Source organism: Streptomyces cyaneochromogenes (genome assembly GCF_003963535.1).
Classification (GTDB): Bacteria; Actinomycetota; Actinomycetes; order Streptomycetales; family Streptomycetaceae; genus Streptomyces; species Streptomyces shaanxiensis.
On record NZ_CP034539.1, the window covers coordinates 885,499 to 907,546 of the forward strand.

The 22,048-nt window shown below is 70.8% G+C and carries 19 protein-coding genes; 11 read left to right on the forward strand and 8 right to left on the reverse strand.

The window, feature by feature from the left end; all coding sequences use genetic code 11:
- The first annotated feature begins 4 nt into the window (after window positions 1–4).
- From rhaI to EJ357_RS03695, 6 genes are all read left to right on the forward strand, one after another.
- Complete coding sequence (gene rhaI / locus EJ357_RS03670; RefSeq protein ID WP_126388549.1) at window positions 5–1,165, forward strand: L-rhamnose isomerase; 1,161 nt, start codon at window positions 5–7, stop codon at window positions 1,163–1,165.
- Between the two features lie 113 nt (window positions 1,166–1,278).
- The gene (locus EJ357_RS03675) at window positions 1,279–3,318 is read left to right on the forward strand and encodes a bifunctional aldolase/short-chain dehydrogenase (RefSeq protein ID WP_126388551.1); all 2,040 of its coding nucleotides are present in this window, start codon (window positions 1,279–1,281) and stop codon (window positions 3,316–3,318) included.
- Window positions 3,315–4,766 (forward strand): rhamnulokinase, encoded by a 1,452-nt coding sequence (locus EJ357_RS03680; RefSeq protein WP_126388553.1) that lies wholly within the window; start codon window positions 3,315–3,317, stop codon window positions 4,764–4,766. Before EJ357_RS03675 ends, EJ357_RS03680 begins: the two co-directional genes overlap by 4 nt.
- Window positions 4,767–4,837: 71 nt before the next feature.
- Window positions 4,838–5,593, forward strand: a complete 756-nt coding sequence (locus EJ357_RS03685; protein WP_126388555.1) for a (Fe-S)-binding protein — start codon at window positions 4,838–4,840, stop codon at window positions 5,591–5,593.
- Window positions 5,590–7,077, forward strand: a complete 1,488-nt coding sequence (locus EJ357_RS03690) for a LutB/LldF family L-lactate oxidation iron-sulfur protein (RefSeq protein ID WP_126388557.1) — start codon at window positions 5,590–5,592, stop codon at window positions 7,075–7,077. Before EJ357_RS03685 ends, EJ357_RS03690 begins: the two co-directional genes overlap by 4 nt.
- Window positions 7,074–7,742, forward strand: coding sequence for a LutC/YkgG family protein (locus EJ357_RS03695; protein WP_126388559.1), 669 nt, complete (start codon window positions 7,074–7,076; stop codon window positions 7,740–7,742). Before EJ357_RS03690 ends, EJ357_RS03695 begins: the two co-directional genes overlap by 4 nt.
- Here the strand turns inward: EJ357_RS03695 and EJ357_RS03700 are convergent.
- From EJ357_RS03700 to EJ357_RS03710, 3 genes are all read right to left on the reverse strand, one after another.
- Window positions 7,715–10,840: an alpha-L-rhamnosidase gene (locus EJ357_RS03700; protein ID WP_126388561.1), complete on the reverse strand. Its 3,126-nt coding sequence runs from the start codon at window positions 10,838–10,840 to the stop codon at window positions 7,715–7,717. The genes EJ357_RS03695 and EJ357_RS03700 overlap by 28 nt on opposite strands.
- 179 nt (window positions 10,841–11,019) lie before the next feature.
- Entirely contained in the window at window positions 11,020–11,949 is a 930-nt protein-coding gene (locus EJ357_RS03705; protein WP_126388563.1) for a hypothetical protein, read from the reverse strand.
- A gap of 127 nt (window positions 11,950–12,076) precedes the next feature.
- Window positions 12,077–12,667: a hypothetical protein gene (locus EJ357_RS03710; RefSeq protein WP_126388565.1), complete on the reverse strand. Its 591-nt coding sequence runs from the start codon at window positions 12,665–12,667 to the stop codon at window positions 12,077–12,079.
- A 176-nt stretch (window positions 12,668–12,843) separates the two neighbouring features.
- On the opposite strand from EJ357_RS03710, the gene EJ357_RS03715 reads away from it, so the two are divergent.
- Both EJ357_RS03715 and EJ357_RS03720 read left to right on the forward strand, forming a co-directional pair.
- A complete protein-coding gene (locus EJ357_RS03715) occupies window positions 12,844–13,629 on the forward strand; it encodes an ABC transporter ATP-binding protein (RefSeq protein ID WP_175647301.1) in 786 nt (261 codons plus the stop codon).
- A gap of 3 nt (window positions 13,630–13,632) precedes the next feature.
- Window positions 13,633–14,943, forward strand: a complete 1,311-nt coding sequence (locus EJ357_RS03720; protein WP_126388569.1) for an FtsX-like permease family protein — start codon at window positions 13,633–13,635, stop codon at window positions 14,941–14,943.
- 91 nt (window positions 14,944–15,034) lie between these two features.
- On the opposite strand, the gene EJ357_RS03725 is transcribed toward EJ357_RS03720, so the two are convergent.
- Window positions 15,035–15,604 carry a TetR/AcrR family transcriptional regulator gene (locus EJ357_RS03725; RefSeq protein ID WP_126388571.1) on the reverse strand — a complete coding sequence of 190 codons (570 nt, stop codon included), beginning with the start codon at window positions 15,602–15,604 and terminating at the stop codon, window positions 15,035–15,037.
- 121 nt (window positions 15,605–15,725) lie between these two features.
- On the opposite strand from EJ357_RS03725, the gene EJ357_RS03730 reads away from it, so the two are divergent.
- Complete coding sequence (locus tag EJ357_RS03730; RefSeq protein ID WP_126388573.1) at window positions 15,726–16,583, forward strand: AAA family ATPase; 858 nt, start codon at window positions 15,726–15,728, stop codon at window positions 16,581–16,583.
- Window positions 16,580–17,938, forward strand: coding sequence for a VWA domain-containing protein (locus tag EJ357_RS03735; protein ID WP_126388575.1), 1,359 nt, complete (start codon window positions 16,580–16,582; stop codon window positions 17,936–17,938). Before EJ357_RS03730 ends, EJ357_RS03735 begins: the two co-directional genes overlap by 4 nt.
- 11 nt (window positions 17,939–17,949) lie before the next feature.
- Here the strand turns inward: EJ357_RS03735 and EJ357_RS03740 are convergent, their stop codons facing one another.
- The gene (locus EJ357_RS03740; protein ID WP_126388577.1) at window positions 17,950–18,654 is read right to left on the reverse strand and encodes an SDR family oxidoreductase; all 705 of its coding nucleotides are present in this window, start codon (window positions 18,652–18,654) and stop codon (window positions 17,950–17,952) included.
- 179 nt (window positions 18,655–18,833) lie between these two features.
- Between EJ357_RS03740 and EJ357_RS03745 the strand changes: the two genes are divergently transcribed.
- Window positions 18,834–19,811, forward strand: a complete 978-nt coding sequence (locus EJ357_RS03745; RefSeq protein WP_126388579.1) for an NAD(P)-dependent alcohol dehydrogenase — start codon at window positions 18,834–18,836, stop codon at window positions 19,809–19,811.
- A 45-nt stretch (window positions 19,812–19,856) separates the two neighbouring features.
- On the opposite strand, the gene EJ357_RS03750 is transcribed toward EJ357_RS03745, so the two are convergent.
- The 3 genes from EJ357_RS03750 to EJ357_RS03760 all read right to left on the reverse strand — a co-directional run bounded on the left by EJ357_RS03750 (window position 19,857) and on the right by EJ357_RS03760 (window position 22,046).
- Window positions 19,857–20,216 carry a cupin domain-containing protein gene (locus EJ357_RS03750; RefSeq protein ID WP_126388581.1) on the reverse strand — a complete coding sequence of 120 codons (360 nt, stop codon included), beginning with the start codon at window positions 20,214–20,216 and terminating at the stop codon, window positions 19,857–19,859.
- 139 nt (window positions 20,217–20,355) lie between these two features.
- On the reverse strand, window positions 20,356–21,333 hold the full coding sequence (locus EJ357_RS03755) for a pyridoxal-phosphate dependent enzyme (RefSeq protein ID WP_126388583.1): 978 nt from the start codon (window positions 21,331–21,333) through the stop codon (window positions 20,356–20,358).
- Window positions 21,330–22,046: a helix-turn-helix transcriptional regulator gene (locus EJ357_RS03760; RefSeq protein ID WP_126388585.1), complete on the reverse strand. Its 717-nt coding sequence runs from the start codon at window positions 22,044–22,046 to the stop codon at window positions 21,330–21,332. Before EJ357_RS03760 ends, EJ357_RS03755 begins: the two co-directional genes overlap by 4 nt.
- Window positions 22,047–22,048 lie beyond the last annotated feature (2 nt).

Below are 22,048 nucleotides of genomic sequence, written 5' to 3' on the forward strand. Positions count from 1 at the left end.
TCAAGTGACCGAGCTCGCCGCGGTGAAGGCCGCACTCAAGACGCAGGCAGTCGAAACGCCGTCGTGGGCGTACGGGAACTCGGGGACGCGGTTCAAGGTGTTCACGCAGTCCGGTGTTCCGCGCACGCCGCGGGAGAAGTTGGAGGACGCGGCTCAGGTGCACGCGATCACCGGCGTGGCGCCGACCGTTGCGCTGCACATCCCCTGGGACAGGGTCGATGACTACGGCGCGCTGGCCAAGTTCGCCGAGGAGCACGGCGTCAGGCTCGGCGCGATCAACTCCAACACCTTCCAGGACGACGACTACAAGCTGGGCAGCATCTGCCATCCCGAGGCCTCGGTGCGGCGGAAGGCTCTTGATCATCTGCTGGAGTGCGTCGACATCATGGACGCGACGGGCTCCGCCGATCTGAAGCTGTGGTTCGCGGACGGTACGAACTATCCGGGTCAGGACGACATCCGGGCGCGGCAGGACCGGCTCGCCGAGGGGCTGGCCGAGGTGTACGAGCGACTCGGGGACGGGCAGCGGATGCTGCTGGAGTACAAGTTCTTCGAGCCGGCGTTCTACACGACCGATGTGCCGGACTGGGGGACGGCGTATGCGCACTGTCTGAAGCTCGGGCCCAAGGCGCAGGTTGTCGTCGACACCGGGCATCACGCTCCCGGTACCAACATCGAGTTCATCGTCGCCACGCTGCTGCGGGAGGGGAAGCTCGGTGGGTTCGACTTCAACTCGCGGTTCTATGCCGACGACGACCTGATGGTCGGGGCCGCCGATCCGTTCCAGCTGTTCCGGATCATGTACGAAGTCGTGCGTGGGGGTGGGTTCACGCCTGACGTGGCGTTCATGCTCGATCAGTGCCACAACATCGAGGCGAAGATTCCGGCGATCATCCGGTCGGTGATGAACGTGCAGGAAGCGACGGCCAAGGCGCTGCTCGTGGATCGGTCGGCGTTGGCTGAGGCGCAGGCCTCGGGTGATGTGCTGGGCGCGAATGCCGTGGTCATGGATGCGTACAACACGGATGTGCGGCCGTTGCTGGCCGAGATGCGGGAAGAGATGGGGCTCGACGCTGACCCCATTGCCGCGTACCGGCGGTCCGGGTGGGCCGAGAAGATCGTGGCTGAGCGGGTTGGTGGGGAGCAGGCCGGATGGGGCGCATAAGCGTCTGCCGAGTTCTGTCTTGTTGCGGACTGCGGGTTCGTTGTGGCTGATCGCGCAGTTCCCCGCGCCCCCAGGTAAGTGCACTCCCCCTCTCTCATAAGGACTGGAAGTTCATGGCAATCCATCCCGAAGCCGCCGCCCTCCTCGCCCGGTCCCACCGGCTCGGCTCCGATCCCCGTAACACCAACTACGCCGGCGGCAATGCCTCCGCCAAGGGCACCGACACCGACCCCGTCACCGGTGGTGACGTCGAGCTGATGTGGGTCAAGGGGTCCGGTGGTGACCTCGGCACGCTCACCGACGCCGGGCTGGCGGTGTTGCGGCTGGACCGGATGCGGGCGCTCGTCGATGTCTACCCGGGTGTCGAGCGGGAGGACGAGATGGTCGCCGCGTTCGACTACTGCCTGCACGGCAAGGGCGGGGCCGCTCCCTCCATCGACACCGCCATGCACGGGCTCGTCGAGGCAGCACATGTCGATCATCTGCATCCGGACTCGGGTATCGCGCTGGCCTGTGCCGCCGACGGGGAGAAGCTGACCGCCGAGTGTTTCGGGGACACCGTCGCGTGGGTGCCCTGGCGGCGGCCCGGGTTCCAGCTGGGGCTGGACATCGCCGCCATCAAGGCGGCCAACCCGCAGGCGATCGGCGTCGTCCTCGGCGGGCACGGGATCACCGCCTGGGGTGACACCGCCGAGGAGTGCGAGCGGAACTCGCTGCACATCATCCGGACCGCCGAGGCGTTCCTGGCCAAGAAGGGCAAGGCTGAGCCCTTCGGGGCCGTCATCGAGGGGTACGAGGCGCTGCCCGAGGCCGAGCGGCGGGAGCGGGCCGCGGCGCTGGCACCGTATGTGCGTGCCGTCGCCTCGCAGGACAAGGCCCAGGTCGGGCACTTCGACGACGCCGATGTCGTACTCGAGTTCCTGGCCCGGGCCGAGCATCCGCGGCTCGCCGCCCTGGGGACCTCGTGCCCCGATCACTTCCTGCGCACCAAGGTCCGGCCCCTGGTCCTGGATCTGCCGCCGACCGCTCCGCTCGACGAGGCCGTCGCCCGGCTCAAGGAGCTGCACGCCGAGTACCGGGAGGAGTACGCCGCCTACTATCAGCGGCATGCTCTGCCCGACTCCCCCGCCATGCGCGGCGCCGACCCGGCGATCGTGCTGGTCCCGGGTGTGGGCATGTTCAGCTTCGGCAAGGACAAGCAGACCGCGCGGGTCGCGGGTGAGTTCTATGTCAACGCCGTCAACGTGATGCGGGGGGCCGAGGCCGTCTCGACGTACTCGCCCATCGAGGAGTCCGAGAAGTTCCGGATCGAGTACTGGGCGCTCGAAGAGGCCAAGCTTCAGCGGATGCCGAAGCCCAAGCCGCTCGCGACGCGGGTCGCCCTGGTGACGGGTGCGGGCAGCGGGATCGGGAAGGCCATCGCGCATCGGCTGGTCGCCGAGGGCGCGTGTGTCGTGGTCGCCGATCTCAATGCCGAGAACGCCGCCGCGGTGGCGCAGGAGCTCGGCGGGCCCGACAAGGCCGTCGCCGTGAGCGTCGATGTGACCTCGGAGGAGCAGATCGCCGACGCCTTCAAGGCGGCCGTGCTCGCCTTCGGCGGTGTCGATCTCGTCGTCAACAACGCCGGTATCTCCGTCTCCAAGCCGCTGCTGGAGACCTCGGCCAAGGACTGGGACCTGCAGCACGACATCATGGCGCGCGGTTCCTTCCTGGTGTCGAGGGAGGCGGCGCGCGTGATGATCGCTCAGCAGGTGGGCGGCGACATCGTGTACATCGCCTCGAAGAACGCCGTGTTCGCCGGGCCGAACAACATCGCCTACTCCGCCACCAAGGCCGACCAGGCACACCAGGTGCGGCTGCTGGCCGCCGAGCTCGGGGAGCACAGCATCCGCGTCAACGGGATCAACCCGGACGGTGTCGTGCGCGGGTCGGGGATCTTCGCCGGTGGCTGGGGGGCCGAGCGGGCGGCCGTGTACGGGGTCGAGGAGGAGAAGCTGGGTGAGTTCTACGCCCAGCGGACCATCCTCAAGCGCGAGGTGCTGCCCGAGCATGTCGCGAACGCCGTCTTCGCGCTGACCGGCGGGGACCTGACCCACACCACCGGGCTGCACATCCCGGTCGACGCCGGCGTCGCGGCCGCCTTCCTGCGGTGAGCGCGGCCGTGAAGTCGTACGCCGCGGTCGATCTCGGCGCGTCCAGCGGGCGTGTCATGGTCGGCCGGGTCGGGCCGGACAGCCTGGAGCTGGCCGAGGCGCACCGGTTCCCGAACCGGCCCGTGCGGGTGCCCGAAGGGCTGCGCTGGGATGTCCTCGCGCTGTATGCGGGGGTGCTGGACGGGCTGCGGGCGGTCGGTCAGGTGGACTCCGTCGGGATCGACAGCTGGGCCGTGGACTACGGGCTGCTGGACGCGGGCGGGGCGCTGCTCGGTAATCCCGTGCACTACCGGGACTCCCGGACGGAAGGCGTCGCGGAGAAGGTGTGGGCGACCGTTCCGGCGGAGGAGCTGTATGCCGCCACCGGGTTGCAGTACGCACCGTTCAACACCCTGTACCAGCTGACGGCCGCGCAAGTCTCGGCCCAACTGTCGTATGCCGAACGGCTGTTGCTCATCCCCGACCTCCTGACGTACTGGCTCACCGGCGAGCAGGGCACCGAGCTCACCAACGCCTCCACCACCCAGCTCATCGATCCCCGCACGCGCGACTGGTCGTACTCCATCGCCTCCCGGCTCGGCATCGACCTGTCGTTGTTCGCGCCGCTGCGGCAGCCCGGCGATCCGGCGGGCGTCCTGCGACCGGAGGTGCTGGAGGAGACCGGGCTCGCCGGTCCGGTGCCGGTGACGGCCGTCGGGTCGCACGACACCGCCTCCGCCGTGGCCGCCGTCCCGGCCGAGGGCGGCGAGCGCTTCGCCTACATCTGCACCGGGACCTGGTCGCTGGCGGGGCTGGAGCTGGACGCGCCCGTGCTGAGCGAGGAGAGCCGGGCCGCCAACTTCACCAACGAGCTCGGGCTGGACGGCACGGTCCGCTATCTGCGGAACATCATGGGGCTGTGGCTGCTCCAGGAGTGCGTACGGGCCTGGGAGGACCCGGAGCTGGGTGCGTTGCTGCTCGACGCCGCCAAGGTTCCGGCGCTGCGGTCGGTCGTGGACGCGGGGGACGCGGCGTTCCTGGCGCCTGGGCGGATGCCGGAGCGGATCGCCGAGGCGTGCCGGGCCACGGGGCAGCCGGTGCCCGCCTCGCCCGCCGAGGTCACGCGCTGCATCCTCGACTCGCTCGCCCTCGCCCATCGCAGGGCCGTCGCGGACGCCCAGCGGCTGGCCGGCCATTCCGTGGACGTCGTCCATGTCGTCGGCGGTGGGACGCGCAATGCCCTGCTGTGCCAATTGACCGCCGATGCCTGCGGGCTGCCGGTGGTGGCCGGTCCGACCGAGGCCGCGGCGCTCGGGAACGTCCTGGTCCAGGCGCGGGCGCACGGGCTGGTCGGCGACCTCGCGGACGGGCGGCGCCTGCTCACCCGTACGCAGCCGTTGACCCGCTACGAGCCGCAGGGGGACGCGGCGCGCTGGAGCGAGGCGGAGGCCCGGCTCACCCGGGGGTGAGCGGGGTCTCCCCCGGGACGCACGCCCGGACTACCCTTCACTCATCCGATGATCGATCACAAGGAGCCGCGATGCGTGTCGCCCTGTTCCTGACCTGTGTCAACGACACGCTCTATCCGGACACCGGGCGCGCCGTGGTGAAACTGCTGACCAGGCTGGGCGTCGAGGTCGACTTCCCGATGGCCCAGACCTGCTGCGGGCAGGCGCACTACAACACCGGATACCGGCACGAGGCCGAGCCGCTGGCCCGGCATTTCTCCGATGTCTTCGGGGAGTACGAGGCGATCGTCACCCCGTCCGGCTCGTGCGGGGCGATGGTGCGGGAGCTGTATCCGCGGATGGGTGAGCGGGCGCGGGCCGAGGGGCGCGGGAACTCGCTGGCCACGACGCTGGCGCCCGTGGTGCCGAAGACGTACGAACTCACGGAGTTCCTGGTCGACGTGCTGGGGGTGACGGACGTCGGCGCCTACTACCCGCACAAGGTGACCTACCACCCGACGTGTCACGGACTGCGCGGGCTGGGGCTCGGTGACCGGCCCCGGCGGCTGCTCCAGGCCGTCAAGGGGCTGGAGTTGGCCGAGTTGCCGGGTGCCGAGGAGTGCTGCGGGTTCGGCGGCACCTTCGCGCTGAAGAACTCCGATGTCTCGGCGGCGATGGGTGCGGACAAGGTGCGCAACGCCGCCTCGACGGGCGCCGAGGTGCTGTGCGCGGCCGACAACTCCTGTCTGATGCACATCGGCGGCACGATGGCGCGACTGAGCACGGGCATGCGGCCGGTGCACATCGCGGAGATCCTGGCGAGCACGGAGGAGGAACCGGCGGTATGAGCGGGACGTATCTCGGAATGCCGGCGTTCCCGAAGGCCGCGCACGAGGCCGTGCACGACGCGACCCTGCGCGGCAATCTGCGCCACGCCACGCACACCATCCGCGCCAAGCGGGCGAAGGCCGTCGCCGAAGTGTCCGACTGGGACGCGCTCCGGGAGGCGGGCAAGCGGATCAAGGACCACACGCTGCGTCATCTCGACCGGTATCTCGTGCAGTTGGAGGCGTCGGTCACGGCGGCGGGCGGTACGGTCCACTGGGCGGCCGACGCCGACGAGGCCAACAGGATCGTGGCGGACCTCGTCAGGGCGACCGGCGAATCCGAGGTCGTCAAGGTCAAGTCGATGACCACGCAGGAGATCGGGCTCAACGAGGCGCTGGAGGCCGAGGGCATCCGCGCCTACGAGACCGATCTCGCCGAGCTGATCGTGCAGTTGGGCAGGGACCGGCCCTCGCACATCCTCGTCCCGGCGATCCACCGCAACCGGGGTGAGATCCGGGACATCTTCCGCAAGGAGATGAGCGAGTGGGGCCGCCCGGCGCCCGAGGGTCTGACGGACACGCCCGCCGAACTCGCCGAGGCGGCCCGCCTCCACCTGCGCGAGAAGTTCCTGCGGGCCAAGGTCGGCATCTCCGGCGCCAACTTCATGGTCGCCGAGACCGGCACGCTGGTCGTCGTGGAGTCCGAGGGCAACGGGCGGATGTGCCTGACCCTGCCGGAGACGCTGATCTCGGTCGTCGGCATCGAGAAGATCCTGCCGACCTGGCAGGACCTGGAGGTGTTTCTGCAGACACTCCCCCGCTCCTCGACCGCCGAGCGCATGAACCCGTACACGACCATGTGGACCGGTACGACGGACGGCGACGGACCGAGCACCTTCCACCTGGTCCTGCTCGACAACGGCCGTACCGACACGCTCGCCGACGAGGTCGGCCGCCAGGCCCTGCGCTGCATCCGCTGCTCGGCGTGTCTCAATGTGTGCCCGGTGTACGAGCGGGCGGGCGGGCACGCGTACGGCTCGGTCTACCCGGGCCCGATCGGCGCCATCCTCAGCCCTCAACTGCGGGGCGTGACCAGCGAGATCGACGCCTCGCTGCCGTACGCGTCGTCGCTGTGCGGCGCCTGCTACGAGGTGTGCCCGGTGGCCATCGACATCCCCGAGGTGCTGGTGCATCTGCGGGAGCGGGTCGTGGAGGGCGGTCAGGTGACCTCGAACGGCAACAAGGTGGTGCTCAAGCCCGCGAAGGGACATGCCGCCGAGCGGGCCGCGATGCGGGCGGCGCGCTGGGCGTTCAGCCGGCCGGGAGCCCTGCGGGCCGGTCAGCGGCTCGTGTCGCGCTCCCGCCGTCTGCATCCGCGGTCGCTGCCGGGGCCCGGCAAGGCGTGGAGCGGTACCCGGGACCTGCCGGCGGTGCCCAAGGAGCCCTTCCGGGACTGGTGGCAGCGGACGAACGGCGGGATGGACGGCAAGGGGGCGGCGAAGTGAGCAGCAGGGAACGGATCCTGGGCCGGGTGCGGCGCGCGCTCGCCGACGTACGCCAGGACGAGCCGTCGTACGACCAGGCGGTTCCCCGCGACTATCTGCGCGAGCACGGGGACCGGAGCGTCGGGGAGACGGTCGACCTGCTGGCCGAGAACCTGGCGGACTACCGGGCCGTCGTGCATCGGTGCACGGCCGAGGACCTGGCGGCGACGATCGCCGGGATGCTGGCCGCGCGGGGCGCGAAGACCGTGCTCGTGCCGCGCGGCCTGGACCTGGAGTGGCTTCAGGCCACCGACGCCGAGCGGATTGCGGACCGGGCGGAGAGCACCGCGCACGAGCTGGACCAGGTCGACAGCGTGGTCACGGCGTGCGCGGTGGCGGTCGCCGAGACCGGCACCATCGTGCTGGACGGCGGCCCCGACCAGGGCCGTCGCCGCATCACGCTCGTCCCCGACCACCACATCTGTGTCGTACGGGTCCCGGACCAGGTCGTCTCCTCCGTCCCGCAGGCCCTCGAACGCCTCGACCCGGGCCTCCCATTGACGTGGATCTCCGGTCCGTCGGCGACCAGCGACATCGAGCTGGACCGGGTCGAGGGGGTGCACGGTCCGCGCACCCTGGAAGTGGTGCTGGTGGGCGGTCAGTCGAGCGCGGACGTCACCTCGTAGCGGCCGGACGGGAGTCGGTAGGCGGCGATGCCGTCCGCGAAGCCCAGGTACTCGACTCCCTCGACCCGGGAGAGGGGGGTGCGGCCCTCGCGGACCGTCGACGGGTCGGCGGTGGGGATGCTCAGGGTCGCGGTCGTGTTCGCGGGTACCACGGCCCGGTAGGTCAGCTTCCGGTCGTCCGTCTGCCACTTGCTGACGATCTCGCCGTACGGCGAGAGATGCGAGCCGGCCACCCGCGTGACCTTGCCGGTCGGGTCGAGGTGGGGCCTGAGGAAGAAGTGCCGGAAGCCCGGGTGTTCCGGGTCCTTGGCGATGCCGGCCATGCCCTCGTACATCCACTCCATGATCGCGCCGTAGGAGTAGTGGTTGAACGAGTTCATGTCGACCGGGCCGAAGCCGTCCTCCTTCGAGTACGAGTTCCACCGCTCCCAGATGGTGGTGGCGCCGTTGCGTACCGAGTACAGCCAGGACGGCATGGCGTCCTGGTGGAGCAGCCTGTACGCCAGGTCGGCGCGGCCCTCGTCGGTGAGCACCGGGGCGAGGACGTTCACGCCGAGGAAGCCGACGGAGAGGGTGTTCTCGGCGTACTTCACGCGGGTGCTGTCGGGGTGGGCCTGCTTGTAGGCCTCGTCGTTGCCGATGTTCTCGGCGAGTGACAGCACGAGCCGGCGGCGCTGGGCCTCGGTGTCGTAGAGGCCGAGCTTGAGGACCCAGAGCAGGGCGGTCTGGCTGTTGTCCTCGGGCTTGCCGCCGGTCCACGGCGGTGCCTCGCCCAGGCTGGAGCGGACCGTGACCTCGCCCGTGGCGGGGTCGGTGACGAGGTACTTGGCGACGAAGGCGCGCTTGATGCGGGAGAAGAGCTCGTCGTAGTCGCGGGCCTCGTCTTCGCGGCCGGTGGCGCGGGCCATGCCGGCCATGAGGCGGGTGCTGTAGCCGTAGTAGGCGTCGCTGATGAGCTGGGTGCTGGTGACCTGGAACGCCAGCCAGTCGCCGAAGATCGCGCCCTGTCCGGCGTAGCTGTCGCCGGTGCGCCGGCGTATCCAGTCCAGGTACTTCTTCATCGCGGCCCAGCTGCGGTCGATGATCGTGGTGTCGCCGGACATCTGCCACACCGTCCACGGCACGACCACGCCGCAGTCGGCCCAACCGCTCGCCGGAACCGGCTGGTTGTAGCGGGAGCCGGGGGCCACCCAGGTGAACTGGGCGCCGTCCTGTCCGTATGTCTTCTGTGAATCGATCAGCATGTCCTCGAAGTGGCTGAGGAAATTGACCGTATCGGCGTTGTAGAGGCCGGTGTTGCAGAACAGCTGGGTGTCGCCCGTCCAGCCGAGGCGTTCGTCGCGCTGGGGGCAGTCGGTGGGGGCCCAGAGATAGTTGCCGCGCTGGCCCCAACGGACGTTGCTGATCAGCTGGTTGATGTCGGCGTCGTCCGTGGTGATCGTGCCGATGTCGCGGAGGGCGGAGGTGGCGACCCTGCCGGTGAACCCGGTGAGGGTGACGGTGTCGGTCGCGGTGGCGGAGACGTAGCGGAAGCCGTAGAAGGTCAGCGAGTCCTCGTGGGTCTCGCCGTCGGGGTCGCCCCTGAGGATGTAGGTGCTGGTGGCCTTGGCGGCGCGGAGGTTGGCGCGGTAGACCGAGCCGACGGGGCCGTCGGCGCCCGCGCTGGCGTCGTTGAGCATCTCGCCGGGCTTGAAGGTGACTTGGGCGCCCGCCGGGCCGCGCAGCGTGTAGCGGGGAACGCCGACCATGTTCTGGCCGAGGTCGATCACGGCGGTGTCACCGGGGCGCAGGGTCACGGCGGCGGTGGCCGCGGCGGCCGGGTCGGTGACCGTGCGGGCGGTGTCGACGACGATGCGACCCTTGTCGTTGGGGCTGCCCTCCTGGCCGCTCACGCCGGTGTAGACGGTGAGGGAGTGCGGCTTGCGGTCCCAGTCCGGCACCAGTCGGGCGCTCTCACCGGGGTGGGCGACCAGCTTCGCGTCGGGGAACCTGGAGGTGTGGTCGTGTGTGGTCACGCCCGCCCAGGCTGACGTGTCGAAGCCGTTCGCCGTCCAGCCCGGGAGTTCCGCGCGGGCGTCGTAGGTCTGCCCGTCGTAGATGTCGTCGGCGCGGTAGGGGCCGGTGTCGGTGGCCTTCCACTCGTCGCCGGGTGCGGTGACGATCGTCTGCTCGGATCCGTCGGCGTACCGGACGAGGAGCTTGGCCTTGAGGGCCAGGCGGTTGCCGTCGGCGGAGTAGTAGGTGCTGTTGTCGGAGACACGGCCGTTGTACCAGCCGTTGCCGAGTACGGCGGCCATGGTGACCTGGTCTTGGTGCCGCTCCCCCGCGACCAGGTCCGTGACGTCGTAGGTGAAGTAGTCGACGGTGCTGTCGTAGTTGGTCCAGCCCGGCGTGAGCAGCTCGTGGGTGGCCGCGTCGCCCTGCGGGACCGTGACCCGGTGGCCGTTGATGTGGGCCTCGTACACGCCGAGGGCGGAGATGTAGAGCCGGGCGTCGCGCACTCGGCGTCCCGTCAGCCGGGTCTGCCGGCGCAGCAGCGGGGCGCCGGGGGTGTTGGGCCGCTTGCCGGCCATGGCGATCCACTGGGCGCCGTCCCAGCCGGTGACGCCGTCGGTGGAGAGGAGGCCGGTCTCGAAGTGGGCGGTCGCGGCGGCGGGGACGGGGCGGCCGGTCTCGTCCCAGGCCGTCACCGTCCAGTGGTAACGGGTGGACGCTTCGAGGGCGGGGCCCTTGTAGCGCAGGGCGATCGAGTCCGGTGAAGTGACGCGGCCGCTGTTCCAGACGTCCGCCCGGGAGGGCGTCAGGCGGTCGGGTGCGGTGGCGACGAGGATCCGGTACGCCGACTGGCGGCGGCCGCGTACCGAGGACGCCATGCGCCAGCCGAACCTCGGGTGAGCGGCGTCCACGCCAAGGGGGTTCGTTCTGTGCTCGACCGTCAGGCCCTCGACGGCGGTGCGGTGCGGGGCCGGTGCCGCCGAGGTGGGCCCGCCGCCCGCGATCCCGGCCGCCATGGCCAGGGGCGCGACGCCCAGTGCCGTGGTGAGCACCGTCCTGCGAGGCACCCCGTCGCCCTTCGTGCTGTCGACTCCGTCATTCATGCCGTAGTCCCTTTCGGCTGTTCGGAGTTGGAACGATTCAGCTCGGACGACGGTTGAAGCTAGTGGCAGAAGTGAAAGGTGTCCATGGTTCGATCAGGACGAATACACTGCAGAATTCAACAGAACTCACCAGCAACAGAGGAGTAGTTGGGGAGGGTTGAAACAGTTCAAAAACGGAGTCAGGCGTTCTTACCCGGCCGCCTCGTCGAGTCACGGCTCAGGATGCCGAAGGCCCACCGCTCGTTGAAGCCCGCCACGAAGCCGATGGCGCACCAGAAACCCCAGAACTCGGTGCCCGCGGCGGCCGATCCCGGGCTCCCCGGCGTCGGGCAGATCTCGGCCGTGGTGGCGGGCGGCTCGAAGACGGTCACGATGCCGCCGCTGAGCAGGAAGTAGACGGCGAGGGCGAGGATCCAGCCGACGAACACCCGGTACACGCCCTCGTGGCGCATGCTGCGGGCCATCTGCCCGGGGACCACGATGCCCTCCCGGCCGTTGGACTGCCGGCGCGCCAGTTGGTCCGCGCTCCCGCGCAGCCGTACCAGCACGCTGAGCACGGCACCGAACGCGCCGACGCCGCCGCACACGAACGCGCCCAGCAGGCTCCAGCGGTTGGTGCAGTTCAACGCCACGCCGAGAGCCCCGAGCAGGTCGACGCCCCAGAGCAGCGGTACGGCGAGCAGGGCCAGACTGGCGGCCGAGCCCATGGCGAGACCGATGTTGAGGCCCCGGCTGACGGCGGTCGCACTGTCCTGCGCCAGCCTTCCCCTCAAGTCGGCGATCTCCTGGTCGAGATACTCGGCCAGATGCTCGTTCGGCTTGGCGTCGCCGAGCCGTGGGTCGCTCAGCGCGTTGCCGAGCACCCGCACCACGGTGACCCGCGCCGACACCCTCGTCCGGCGCTCGAAGGCGCGCTGCGAAGCGCTGTAGAGGAGCTGTAACTGCAGCTGCTGTTCAGGATAGAGATCACCGAACTGCACATAGACCGAATGAAAACCGCCCGGCACGACGTCCGCCAGCCCGTCGGGCCACAACTCGGTGTCCGCGCCCTGGACCGACTCCCGCACACCCCGCTGCCACGCATGGCGGCGTCCCCCGTTGTCCGTCATGAGCAAGCTGTATCGCCGTGGGAGCCCTGCGGGGAAGCCTCCCACGGCACCAGTACGGTCACCGATTTCACGGAGCGGTGACGTCCGACCCGGCCTCCCGAGATCCAGCGCTCCAGCCCTGCACCCCTCAGGAGTAGACGATCGGGCAGCCGCGCCGTATCGAGTGCTGGGCGGCGCGCAGATACACCGCCACGTAGAAGGCCGTATCGAGGTCGTCTCCCCACCGCCCCGGCCGGGCCGCCGCGGTCCGCTTCGCCTGTCCGTCCAGGAACCACGAGGTCAGCTCCAGGTTGTCCGACGTCGCCGGTAGCGCGTCGGACGGCAGCTCGACGGCCTCGGCCAGCCGCTCCGCGAGGGCGAGGATCTGCGGGGCGCCGGCGATGGTCGTCGTCAGGTCGTGGGCGGACTCGACGGGCAGCTCGATCTCCTCGTCGAGCGACACCGGTACGAGCACCGTCCAGCCGCAGAGCATTTCCTCCTCCTCCCGCGACAGATGCGCCCGGCACAGCGCGGTGAAGCCGTCCATGGGCGGGACGAGTTTCTCCTCGAAGGCCGTCCCGGACCCGGGAGCGAACGACGCCTCCTCGGGAACGCTCGCGTACGGCGGCAACCCGCGCCGCCCCAACTCCTCGTTCAGCCCGGCGGCGACGTCCCCCCGTCCGTCCTCCTCCTCGCCGAACCACTCCTGCGCCCCGACGCTCACCAGATAGATCCCCATGCCCGCAACGTACCGCCCACCACGGACATCGCCCCGGGTCACCGGCTACCGACCCCCCGTCCATGGTGTCGCTGAGTACACCCGGCAATACGGGTTCTGCGCCCAATGTGGCCGAGCCGCCGGCTCCGTAGCTTCGTCGGCAGGGCACAGGGAGTGCCGGACGGGGAGTGATGACGATGTTTCGCGCAGGCTCGCGACGTACGCACGACAAGGGACCCGCCGCCGAAGCGCTCCGGCTGGTCAAGGTCACCAAGACCTATGGTTCGCACGACAGCGCCGTGACCGCTCTGGACGGGGTCACCCTCGGTCTCGGGCGGGGCACCTTCACCGCGGTGATGGGGCCCTCGGGTTCCGGCAAGACCACGCTGCTGCACTGCGCGGCCGGTCTCGACCGGCCCGACAGCGGCATCGTGCGCGTGGACGGCACCGAGCTTACTGGGGGCGGCGAGGCGGAGCTGACGAAGTTCCGGCGCGGCCGGATCGGTTTCGTGTTCCAGCAGTACAACCTGCTGGAAACACTGACCGTCGCCCAGAACACGGTGCTGCCGCTCAAACTCGCCGGGCAGCGCGTCGACCGGCAGCGGGCGAAGGAGGTCCTGGCCTCCGTGGGCCTCGGCGACCGGCTCGGGCACCGCCCCGACCAGTTGTCCGGCGGTCAGCGGCAGCGGGTGGCCATCGCCCGCGCCCTGGTCACCGAGCCCCGGGTGATCTTCGCGGACGAGCCGACGGGCGCCCTGGACACGCGCAGTGCGCGCGAGGTGCTGCGGTTGCTCCAGCAGGCGGTGCGTGTGCACGGCCGGACGCTGGTCATGGTGACCCACGACCCGGTGGCCGCCTCCTACGCCGACTCGGTGCTGTTCCTGGCCGACGGCCGTTTGGCGGGCCGGCTGGACGCGCCGACCCCGGACGCGGTGGCCGAACGCCTCGCGCACCTGGGCGACAACGTGGCGATGGGGGTGTGAGCGATGTTCATGCTGGCCATGCGGTCGATTCGGCACCGCCCCGGACGGTTCCTCGCCACCTTGCTGTGCGCGTTCCTGGGCGCGGCGATCATCATGACGTTCAACTCGATGCACGACACGGCCGCTCAGGACGGTGTCGACTCGACCAGCTCGGAAACGCTGTCCACGGCCGCGGGCGTCGTCGGAGGCTACGGCACCCTGCTGGTCTTCTTCGCCGTCGCCTCGGCCCTGACCGTCAACGTCCGTCAGCGCACCGCCGAGTTGACGCTGCTGCGCTGCTCGGGGGCGACTCCGGCGCAGCTGAAGCGGATGGTCGTGGGCGAGGCGGTGGTCGTGGGCCTGGTGGGCGCGGTCCTGGCGATCGGTCCGGCGATGCTGGGCGGCCGGGCGCTGTTGGAGGTGTTCCAGGACAGCGGCCAGGTCGCGGGGTCCGTCGACCACTCCTTCGGCCCGATCGCGCTCATGACGGGCATCGACATCACGCTGCTCGCGTCGGCGGGCGCCGCCTTCCTCGCCGTACGGCGCGCGACCCGCGGGCACGAGAAGCGGGGCGGGGCACGAAGGTTCCTCGCGTACGCCGCGCTGGTCGCCGGTGCGGTGTCGGCGTCGTCCACCTTCGTGTTCTCAGCGACGGACGCTGCTCTGATGGCGCCGCCCGCCTACGGGGCGATCCTGCTGTCGGTGGGGTTCGCGCTGATGGCACCGCGGCTGCTGGAAGGCGTGCTGGACCGGCTGCGGTTGAGTGGGGCGAGCGGCTGGCTGGCCGTACGGAATCTGCGGGAGCGGGCGGGGCAGCCGGCCGGGATCCTGATGTCGCTGATCCTGTTCACGGCGGTGGCCACGGCCACGCTCACCATGCAGGCGGTGGAGAGCGACGCCGTCGAGGCCTCGGGTCTGACGAAGTCGGTCGACGCCAAGAACCTGGAGACGCTCAACTTCACGGTCGTCGGCATCATCGTGGTGTTCGTCTGCGTGATGCTGGTCAACTCGCTCTACGCGGCGACGAGTTACCGGGGCCGGGAGTTCGGACAGCAGCGCCTGGCCGGGGCGACCCCGGGTCAGGTGCTCGGGGCGGTCGGCACCGAGACGGCGATCCTCACCGTCACCGGAGTCCTGTTCGGGGTGCTCGCCGCGCTGGCCGGGATCGTCCCGTTCACCGTGGTCCGCAGCGACGGGGTGCTGCCGGGTGCGGTCTACGGCATCGGAGCCGCCGTCGTCGCGATCGGGGCAGCGGTGACGTTGGGGACGAGCCTGGTCACGGCCCGGCGCGTGCTGCGCACTCCGGCGGTCGGGGCGGTCGCGGTGGCCTCGTGACCACAGGTGGGGCGAGGGGCGGTCACCGCGGTGGCCGCCTCTTCCCGTGTGGCTCATTCAGTTCCCGTATCAGCTCATTCGGGTTCCCGTGTCAGCTCATTCCGGCCGCGTCCAGCAGCGCCGTCGCCGTCGGCACCGCCAGCCCGTCCAGCGTCTCGATCCCGGCCCCCGCTCGCGCGCTGGCCCCGTCGAAGACCAGCATCAGCTGGCGGGCGAGCAGCTGCGGATCCCGCGCCCCGCCCTCCGCGGCCCGCTCACGGAAGACACCTTGCAGCCGCTCCTTCGCGACGCGGGCGACCACACTCGCCGGGTGCTGCGGATCCTTCAGCTCGACCAGCGCGGCGAGATACGGGCAGCCCTGGTAGGCGGGTTCGGTGGACGCCTTCTCCAGCCGTTCGAAGACATGCAGGATCCGCTCGCGGGGCGTGCCGGCGTCCTGCGCGCCGGACGCCAGCCGGGCTTCGTAGGCCGGCAGCCGTCGCTCCAGGCTCGCCGCGAGGACCTCGTCCTTGCTCGCGAAGAGCTGGTACATGGACCGCTTCGAGACCCCGGCCGTCCGGCACAGCGCCTCGACGCCGATGGAGACACCCTCTCGGTAGAAGAGTTCGGCCGCCGCGTCGAGGAGACGGTCCCTGGTGGACGCCTTGTCTGTTGTGGCCATGCACGCGAGGTTACCTCGCCGGCAAGCGGGAGGAAACCGATCGGTATATCGCCTTCCGGTCGACCGGCCGCTCGTGACATCATCGCTGAACAAGCGCTTAGACATTGAGCTGGAGGCCCCGTTGTTCACATCCGTCGACGACGTCTCCGCACGTCTGGCCGAGACCGGCTACCTCGCCTCGCCCGCCGTGGCCACCACCGTCTTCCTCGCCGACCGCCTCGGCAAGCCGCTCCTGGTGGAGGGCCCGGCCGGGGTCGGCAAGACCGAGCTGGCCAAGGCCGTAGCCGAGGTCGCCGGGGCGCGGCTCGTCCGGCTGCAGTGCTACGAGGGGGTCGACGAGTCCCGCGCGCTGTACGAGTGGAACCACGCCAAGCAGCTCCTGCGCATCAGCGCGGGCCGCGACGAGTCCTGGGACGAGACGCGCACGGACATCTTCAGCGAGGAGTTCCTGCTCACCCGGCCGCTGCTGACGGCCATCCGGGGCGACGACCCCAAGGTGCTGCTGATCGACGAGACCGACAAGGCGGACGTCGAGGTGGAGGGCCTGCTGCTGGAGGTGCTCAGCGACTTCCAGGTCACGGTCCCCGAGCTGGGCACCATCACCGCGACGCGCCGCCCGTTCGTCGTGCTCACCTCCAACGCGAGCCGCGAACTGTCCGAGGCGCTGCGCCGCCGCTGCCTGTTCCTCCACATCGGCTTCCCGGAGGAGGAGCTGGAGCGCCGGATCGTACGCCTGAAGGTGCCGGGGCTCGACGAGACGCTGGCCCGTTCGGTCGTCCGGGTCGTGGGCGCGCTGCGGGCGATGGACCTGCGCAAGGTGCCGTCGGTCGCGGAGACCATCGACTGGGCCCGCACGCTGCTCGCGCTCGGCGCGGACACGCTGGACGAGACGGTCGTACGGGACACCCTCGGCGCTCTCCTCAAGCACCAGGACGACGTCCTGAAAGCGACCGCCAAGCTCGACCTGGACGCCCTGTGACCACGCCCGCGGGCGTCGCGGAGCGGCTGACCTCGCTCGTCGGGGCGCTGCGCGCGCACGGCATCCGGATCGGCACGAGCGAGACGGTGGACGCGGGGCGGGCCATCGAGGTGCTCGGCCTCGCCGACCGGGAGCAGCTGCGCGAGGGCCTGGCGGCGACGCTGTTGCACGGCACCGGCGTACGGCAGGTGTTCGACCCGGTCTTCGACCTGTACTTTCCGCGCGGTGTCGGCGCGCCGGAGCGAGAGTCGGCGGGGCGGGAGAACCTGCGTGACCGGCTCGCCGCCGCGCTGGCCGTCAACGACCAGGCCATGATGGGTCAGTTGGCGGTCGAGGCCGTCGACGGCTTCGGCGGCTACGGTTCCTCGCCGGAGTCGGACGGCTGGTCGTCGTACCAGGCGCTCGAACGGCTGCGCCCGCAGACCCTGCTGGCCCGCGTCCGTGACGAGGTCCGCGCGCGGGGCGGGAGTTCGGGGTTCGCCGACCGGCTGCTGGAGGACGAGATCCGGCAGCGTATCGAGGCGTTCCGGGCGCTGGTGGCCCTGGAGGCGCGGCGCCGGGTCGCGGAGCGGCGGGGGCGGGACGAGATCGCCCGGCGGGCGGTGCGGCCGACCGCCGACCGGGTCGACTTCCTGTTCGCCGGGAAGGCCCAACTGGCCGAGCTGCGCAGGGCGGTGCAGCCGCTCGCCCGCAAACTCGCGACCCGGCTCGCGGCCCGTCGTCGCCGTGCCTCCCGGGGGTCGATCGATCTGCGGCGGACCCTGCGCGGGTCGCTGTCGACGGGCGGGGTGCCCATGAAGCCGGTGTTGCGCAGACGGCGTCCCGTGCGCCCCGAACTGGTGCTGCTGTGCGATGTGTCGGGCTCGGTGTCCGGCTTCTCGGACTTCACGATGCTGCTGGTGCAGGCGCTGCACGACCAGTTCAGCAAGGTGCGCGTCTTCGCCTTCGTCAACCGGATCGACGAGGTGACCGGGCTGCTCGAACGCGGCACCGCCGACCCGGAGGGGCTCAGCGCCCGCATCGAGGCGGATGCCACGGTCACGGGCTATCACGGCAGCAGTGACTACGGCATGGCGCTGGGCGAGTTCGCGGAACGGTACGCCGAGGCGGTCGGCCCGCGCACGACCGTGTTCGTCCTCGGGGACGCCCGTACCAACATGAGCGACCCGAACCTCCCGGCGGTACGCCAGATCGCCGAACGGGCCCGTCGCGTCTACTGGTTGAACCCCGAGCAGCACTCCCGCTGGGGCACGGGCGACTCCGCCGCGCCCGCCTACGCCGAGCTGGTCGAGATGCACGAGTGCCGCACCGCCCGGCAGCTCAGCGCGCTGGTGGCGCGCCTGCTGCCGGTGTGATCGGTGAGTGATCAGGCGGCGGCGAGCTGCGGGTAGAGGGCGGCCGGATCGGCGGCCAGCCCGGCCTTGACCTGCCGGGTGAGGTCGTCGGCCAGCACCTCGAAGGCACCCGTGGCGATCCCGTCGAGGGCCTGGTCCGCGACGCCCTCGGCCGTGGACTTGGGCGCGTCGATACCGGCGGTCAGGTCCGTGTCGACGTACCCGACGTGCAGGCCGGTGACGTCGATGCCGCGCGGCTTCAGGTCGAGGCGCAGCGAGTTGGTCTGCGACCAGAAGGCGGCCTTGGACGCGCTGTAGGAGCCGGCGAGGCCGATCCAGGACAGCACGGAGTGGACGTTGAGGATGTGGCCGCCGCCGTTGCGTTCGATGACGGGGACGAAGGCCCTGGTGACCAGGAGCGGTCCGTAGAAGTTGGTCTCGAACTCGCGGCGGACGTCGTCGACGGGCGAGTCGAGGAAGTTCGCGTTCACCGAGGCACCCGCGTTGTTGATCAGCAGGGTGACGTCCTGGGCCTGCTCGGCGGCGGCCGCCACGGACGCGGGGTCGGTCACCTCCAGGGCGAGCGGCACGGCGTCGGGGTGGGTGACCGTGCGCGGGTCGCGGGCGGTGGCGTACACCTTCTTCGCGCCCCGCTCGTAGAGCGCGGCGACCAGGGCGCGGCCGATGCCGCGGCTGCCGCCGGTGACCAGGGCTACGGAACCTTCGATGGCGGTCATGGGGGACCCCTCGACAATCTCGACTTTCGGAAACCGATCGGTTTCCCATGACGAGGAGCGTAAACCGTTCGGTTTCCTCCGGGCAAGGGGAGGGCCGGACCCCGGAGAAAATCAGGGTTCATCCCTGATGGTCCGCTCGAGGGGGATTTCCTAGGCTCGTCGAGAGCGGAGGGGGTCTCATGAAGGCAGTGGTGCAGGACCGGTACGGCTCGGCGGACACGCTGGAGTTCGCGGACATCGACAGGCCGGTGCCGGGTGCCGGCGAGGTGCTGGTGCGGGTCCACGCGGCCTCGGTCAACGCGTACGACTGGCACTTCATGCGCGGCGACCCCCTGCTCGGCCGCGGCATGATGGGCCTGCGCAGGCCGAGGACACGTGTGCGGGGCCGGGACTTCGCCGGCCGGGTGGAGGCGGTGGGCTCCGGGGTCACGGGGCTCGAGCCGGGCGACGAGGTGTACGGGGAGGCCGACGGCGCGTTCGCGGAGTACGTGTGCGCGCGGGACGGCGAGGTGGGACCGAAGCCGGCCAACCTCACCTTCGAACAGGCGGCGGCGATACCCCTGGCGGGAAACACCGCGCTCATCGGCCTGCGGGACGTCGCCCGGGTGCGGAAGGGCCAGACGGTCCTGGTCAACGGGGCCTCGGGCGGCGTGGGCACGTTCGCGGTGCAGCTCGGCAAGGCGTACGGCGCCGAGGTGACGGCCGTGTGCAGCACACGGAACCTGGACCTGGTCCGGTCACTGGGCGCGGACCGGGTCGTCGACTACACGCGGGAGGACTTCACCCGGGGCGCGGAGCGGTACGACGTGGTGCTGGACCTGGTGGGCAACCGCTCGCTCGGGGAGTTCCGGCGCGTGCTGACACCCACGGGGACGCTGGTGCTCTCCGGCGGAGGGGTGTACGAGGGCGGCAGCTTCGTCGGGCCGATGGGACTGTTCCTCAAGCGGCGGCTGGTGGCGCCCTTCGCCCGCCACCAGCGGCTGCTCGAGATCTCGGCGCTGCAGAGCAGGGCGAACCTCGCGGCGCTGCGGGAGCTGGCCGAGTCCGGGAAGATCGCCCCGGTCGTCGAGCGGACGTATCCGCTGAGCGAGGCGGCCGAGGCCATCCGGTACCTGGAGGTGGAGCACGCGCGCGCGAAGGTCGTCGTCACCGTCTGAGAGCCGGTTCACAGGCTCTGAGGTGGTGGCGCGGGTCGACCGGCGCTACTTCTGCTTCGCGTACTCCCTCGCCGTCTGGCCCTGGAAGTCATAGACCACGACCTGCTCGTCGCCCACGACCCAGGCGTCATGCCCGGGTGAGCAGACGAAGACGTCGCCGGGGCCGACTTCCTGTTCGCCGCCGTCGTTCATGCGGATGTGCATACGGCCCTGGACCATGTAGCAGTTGTGGTGCATCTGACAGCTCTCGGTGCCCGCGATCGGGCCCACGGACTCGGACCAGCGCCAGCCGGGCTCGAAGGTCGCCACGGCGAAGTCGAGATCCGTCATGTGGACGGCTTCCAGGTGGCCGCGGGGGAAATCACGCCGCTCGTCCGGCTTTTCGAGGGGCTTCACTTCCAACATGACGCGCTCCCTTCCGGCCGCGGTTCACCGCGACCGGGGCCGGCCCCCCGGCGGCCCTGGGCACCGCCGTCGGCGGCCGACCCCCTACCCCTCCATCGTCCGCCCGGCCACCTGGGGACGCCATTCGGTCGACGCCCGCTCAGGTCCGCTTCCCGCAGAGTTCGGCGAACCGCTCGGTGTCCACGTTGCCGCCGGAGATGATGACGCCGACCCGGCGCGGAAGGGGACCCGCCCGGCCGGTGAGCAGAGCGGCCAGCGGGGTGGCGCCGCTCGGCTCGACCACGATCTTCAGGCGTTCGAAGGCGAACCGCATCGCCTCCCGGATCTCGTCGTCGCTGACCAGCGCGATCGCGTCGACGAGCCGCCGGTTGACGGAGAAGGTGAGCTCGCCGGGTGTGTGCAGGGCCTGACCGTCGGCGATGGTGCGTGGCACCGGGATGCTGATGCGCCGCCCAGCCTCCAGGGAGCGCTTGGTGTCGTCGCCGGCCTCCGGTTCGACGCCGATCATCCGGGTCTCCGGGTGCAGGCCCTTGGCCACCGTGGCACTGCCGGCCATGAGCCCGCCCCCGCCGACAGGGGTGATCAGCGCGCCCAACTCCCCCACCTCTTCCAGGAGTTCGAGAGCGGCGGTGCCCTGCCCCGCGATGACGTGCGGATGCTCGTAGGGAGGGATGAGGGCGAGGCCGCGCTCGGCGGCGAGGGCCTGCCCGATCGCGATGCGGTCGCCGGAGTAGCGGTCGTACGTGACGATCTCGGCGCCGTAGCCGACGGTCGCCGCCCGCTTCGACGGCGGGGCGTCCTCGGGCATGACGATCACGGCGCTGGTGCCGAGCTCCCGGGCGGCCAGCGCGACGGCCTGGGCGTGGTTGCCGGAGGAATAGGCGGCGATGCCCCGGGCGAGCTGCTCCGGGCCCAGCCGGGACGCCGCGTTGTAGGCGCCGCGGAACTTGAAGGCGCCGACGCGCTGGAAGTTCTCGCACTTGAGGAAGACCTCGGCGCCGACGAGTCCGTCGAGGGTCCGCGAGCGCAGTACCGGGGTGCGGTGTGCGACGCCCTTGAGCCGTGTGGCGGCGTCGCGGACGTCGTCGAGGGTGATCGGCGGGGTGGTGGTCGTCACGCGTGTCCTCCAGGAGATGTCGTGTCGGTCGTGGCCCGGTCCGTCATCGCCCGGGCCTCGGCGCGCGCCTGCGACAGATAGCTGTAGGCGGAGGCGCGGGAGATACCGAGCCGCGCCGCGACCTGCTCGATCGCGCGCCGCACGGCGAAGACGCCCTGCTCGTCCAGGCCGCGGAACAGCTCCAGTCGCTGCGCGCGGTCGAGAGCGGACCAGCTGCCGTTCTGCCGGAGCCGGTGGGCGTCGAGGATGGCGTCGACGACGGAGTCGATGTCGTTGCCGAAGGTGGTGACCGGCACGTCGGCCGGGGTGCCGCCGATGCCGGCGAGGGCGCCGAGCAGGGCGTGCGCGTCGCCCACGGCGGTGACGTCCAGGTTGACGCACAGGGCGCCGAACACCGTTCCCGTGGAGTCCCGCAGCACCATCGTGGACGCCTTGACCAGCTTGCCGCCGCGGGTCCGGGTGACGTAGTTCAGCTCGTCGCCCGCCTCGTCGCCGCGCGCGACGATCCGCATGCCGATCTCGCTCATCGCCCCGCCCACGGCCCGTCCGGTCACCGAACCGGCCACGGCGACCACGGACTCCTCCGGCCGCCGGTAATCATGCAGGACGACCTCGCACATCGGCCCGAACGTCGCCACGAGCCCGTCGACGACCGGCGCCAGCGCGGCGACGATCGCGTCCCGCTCGGATTCCCGGGCCTGCTCGGCCGCCATCG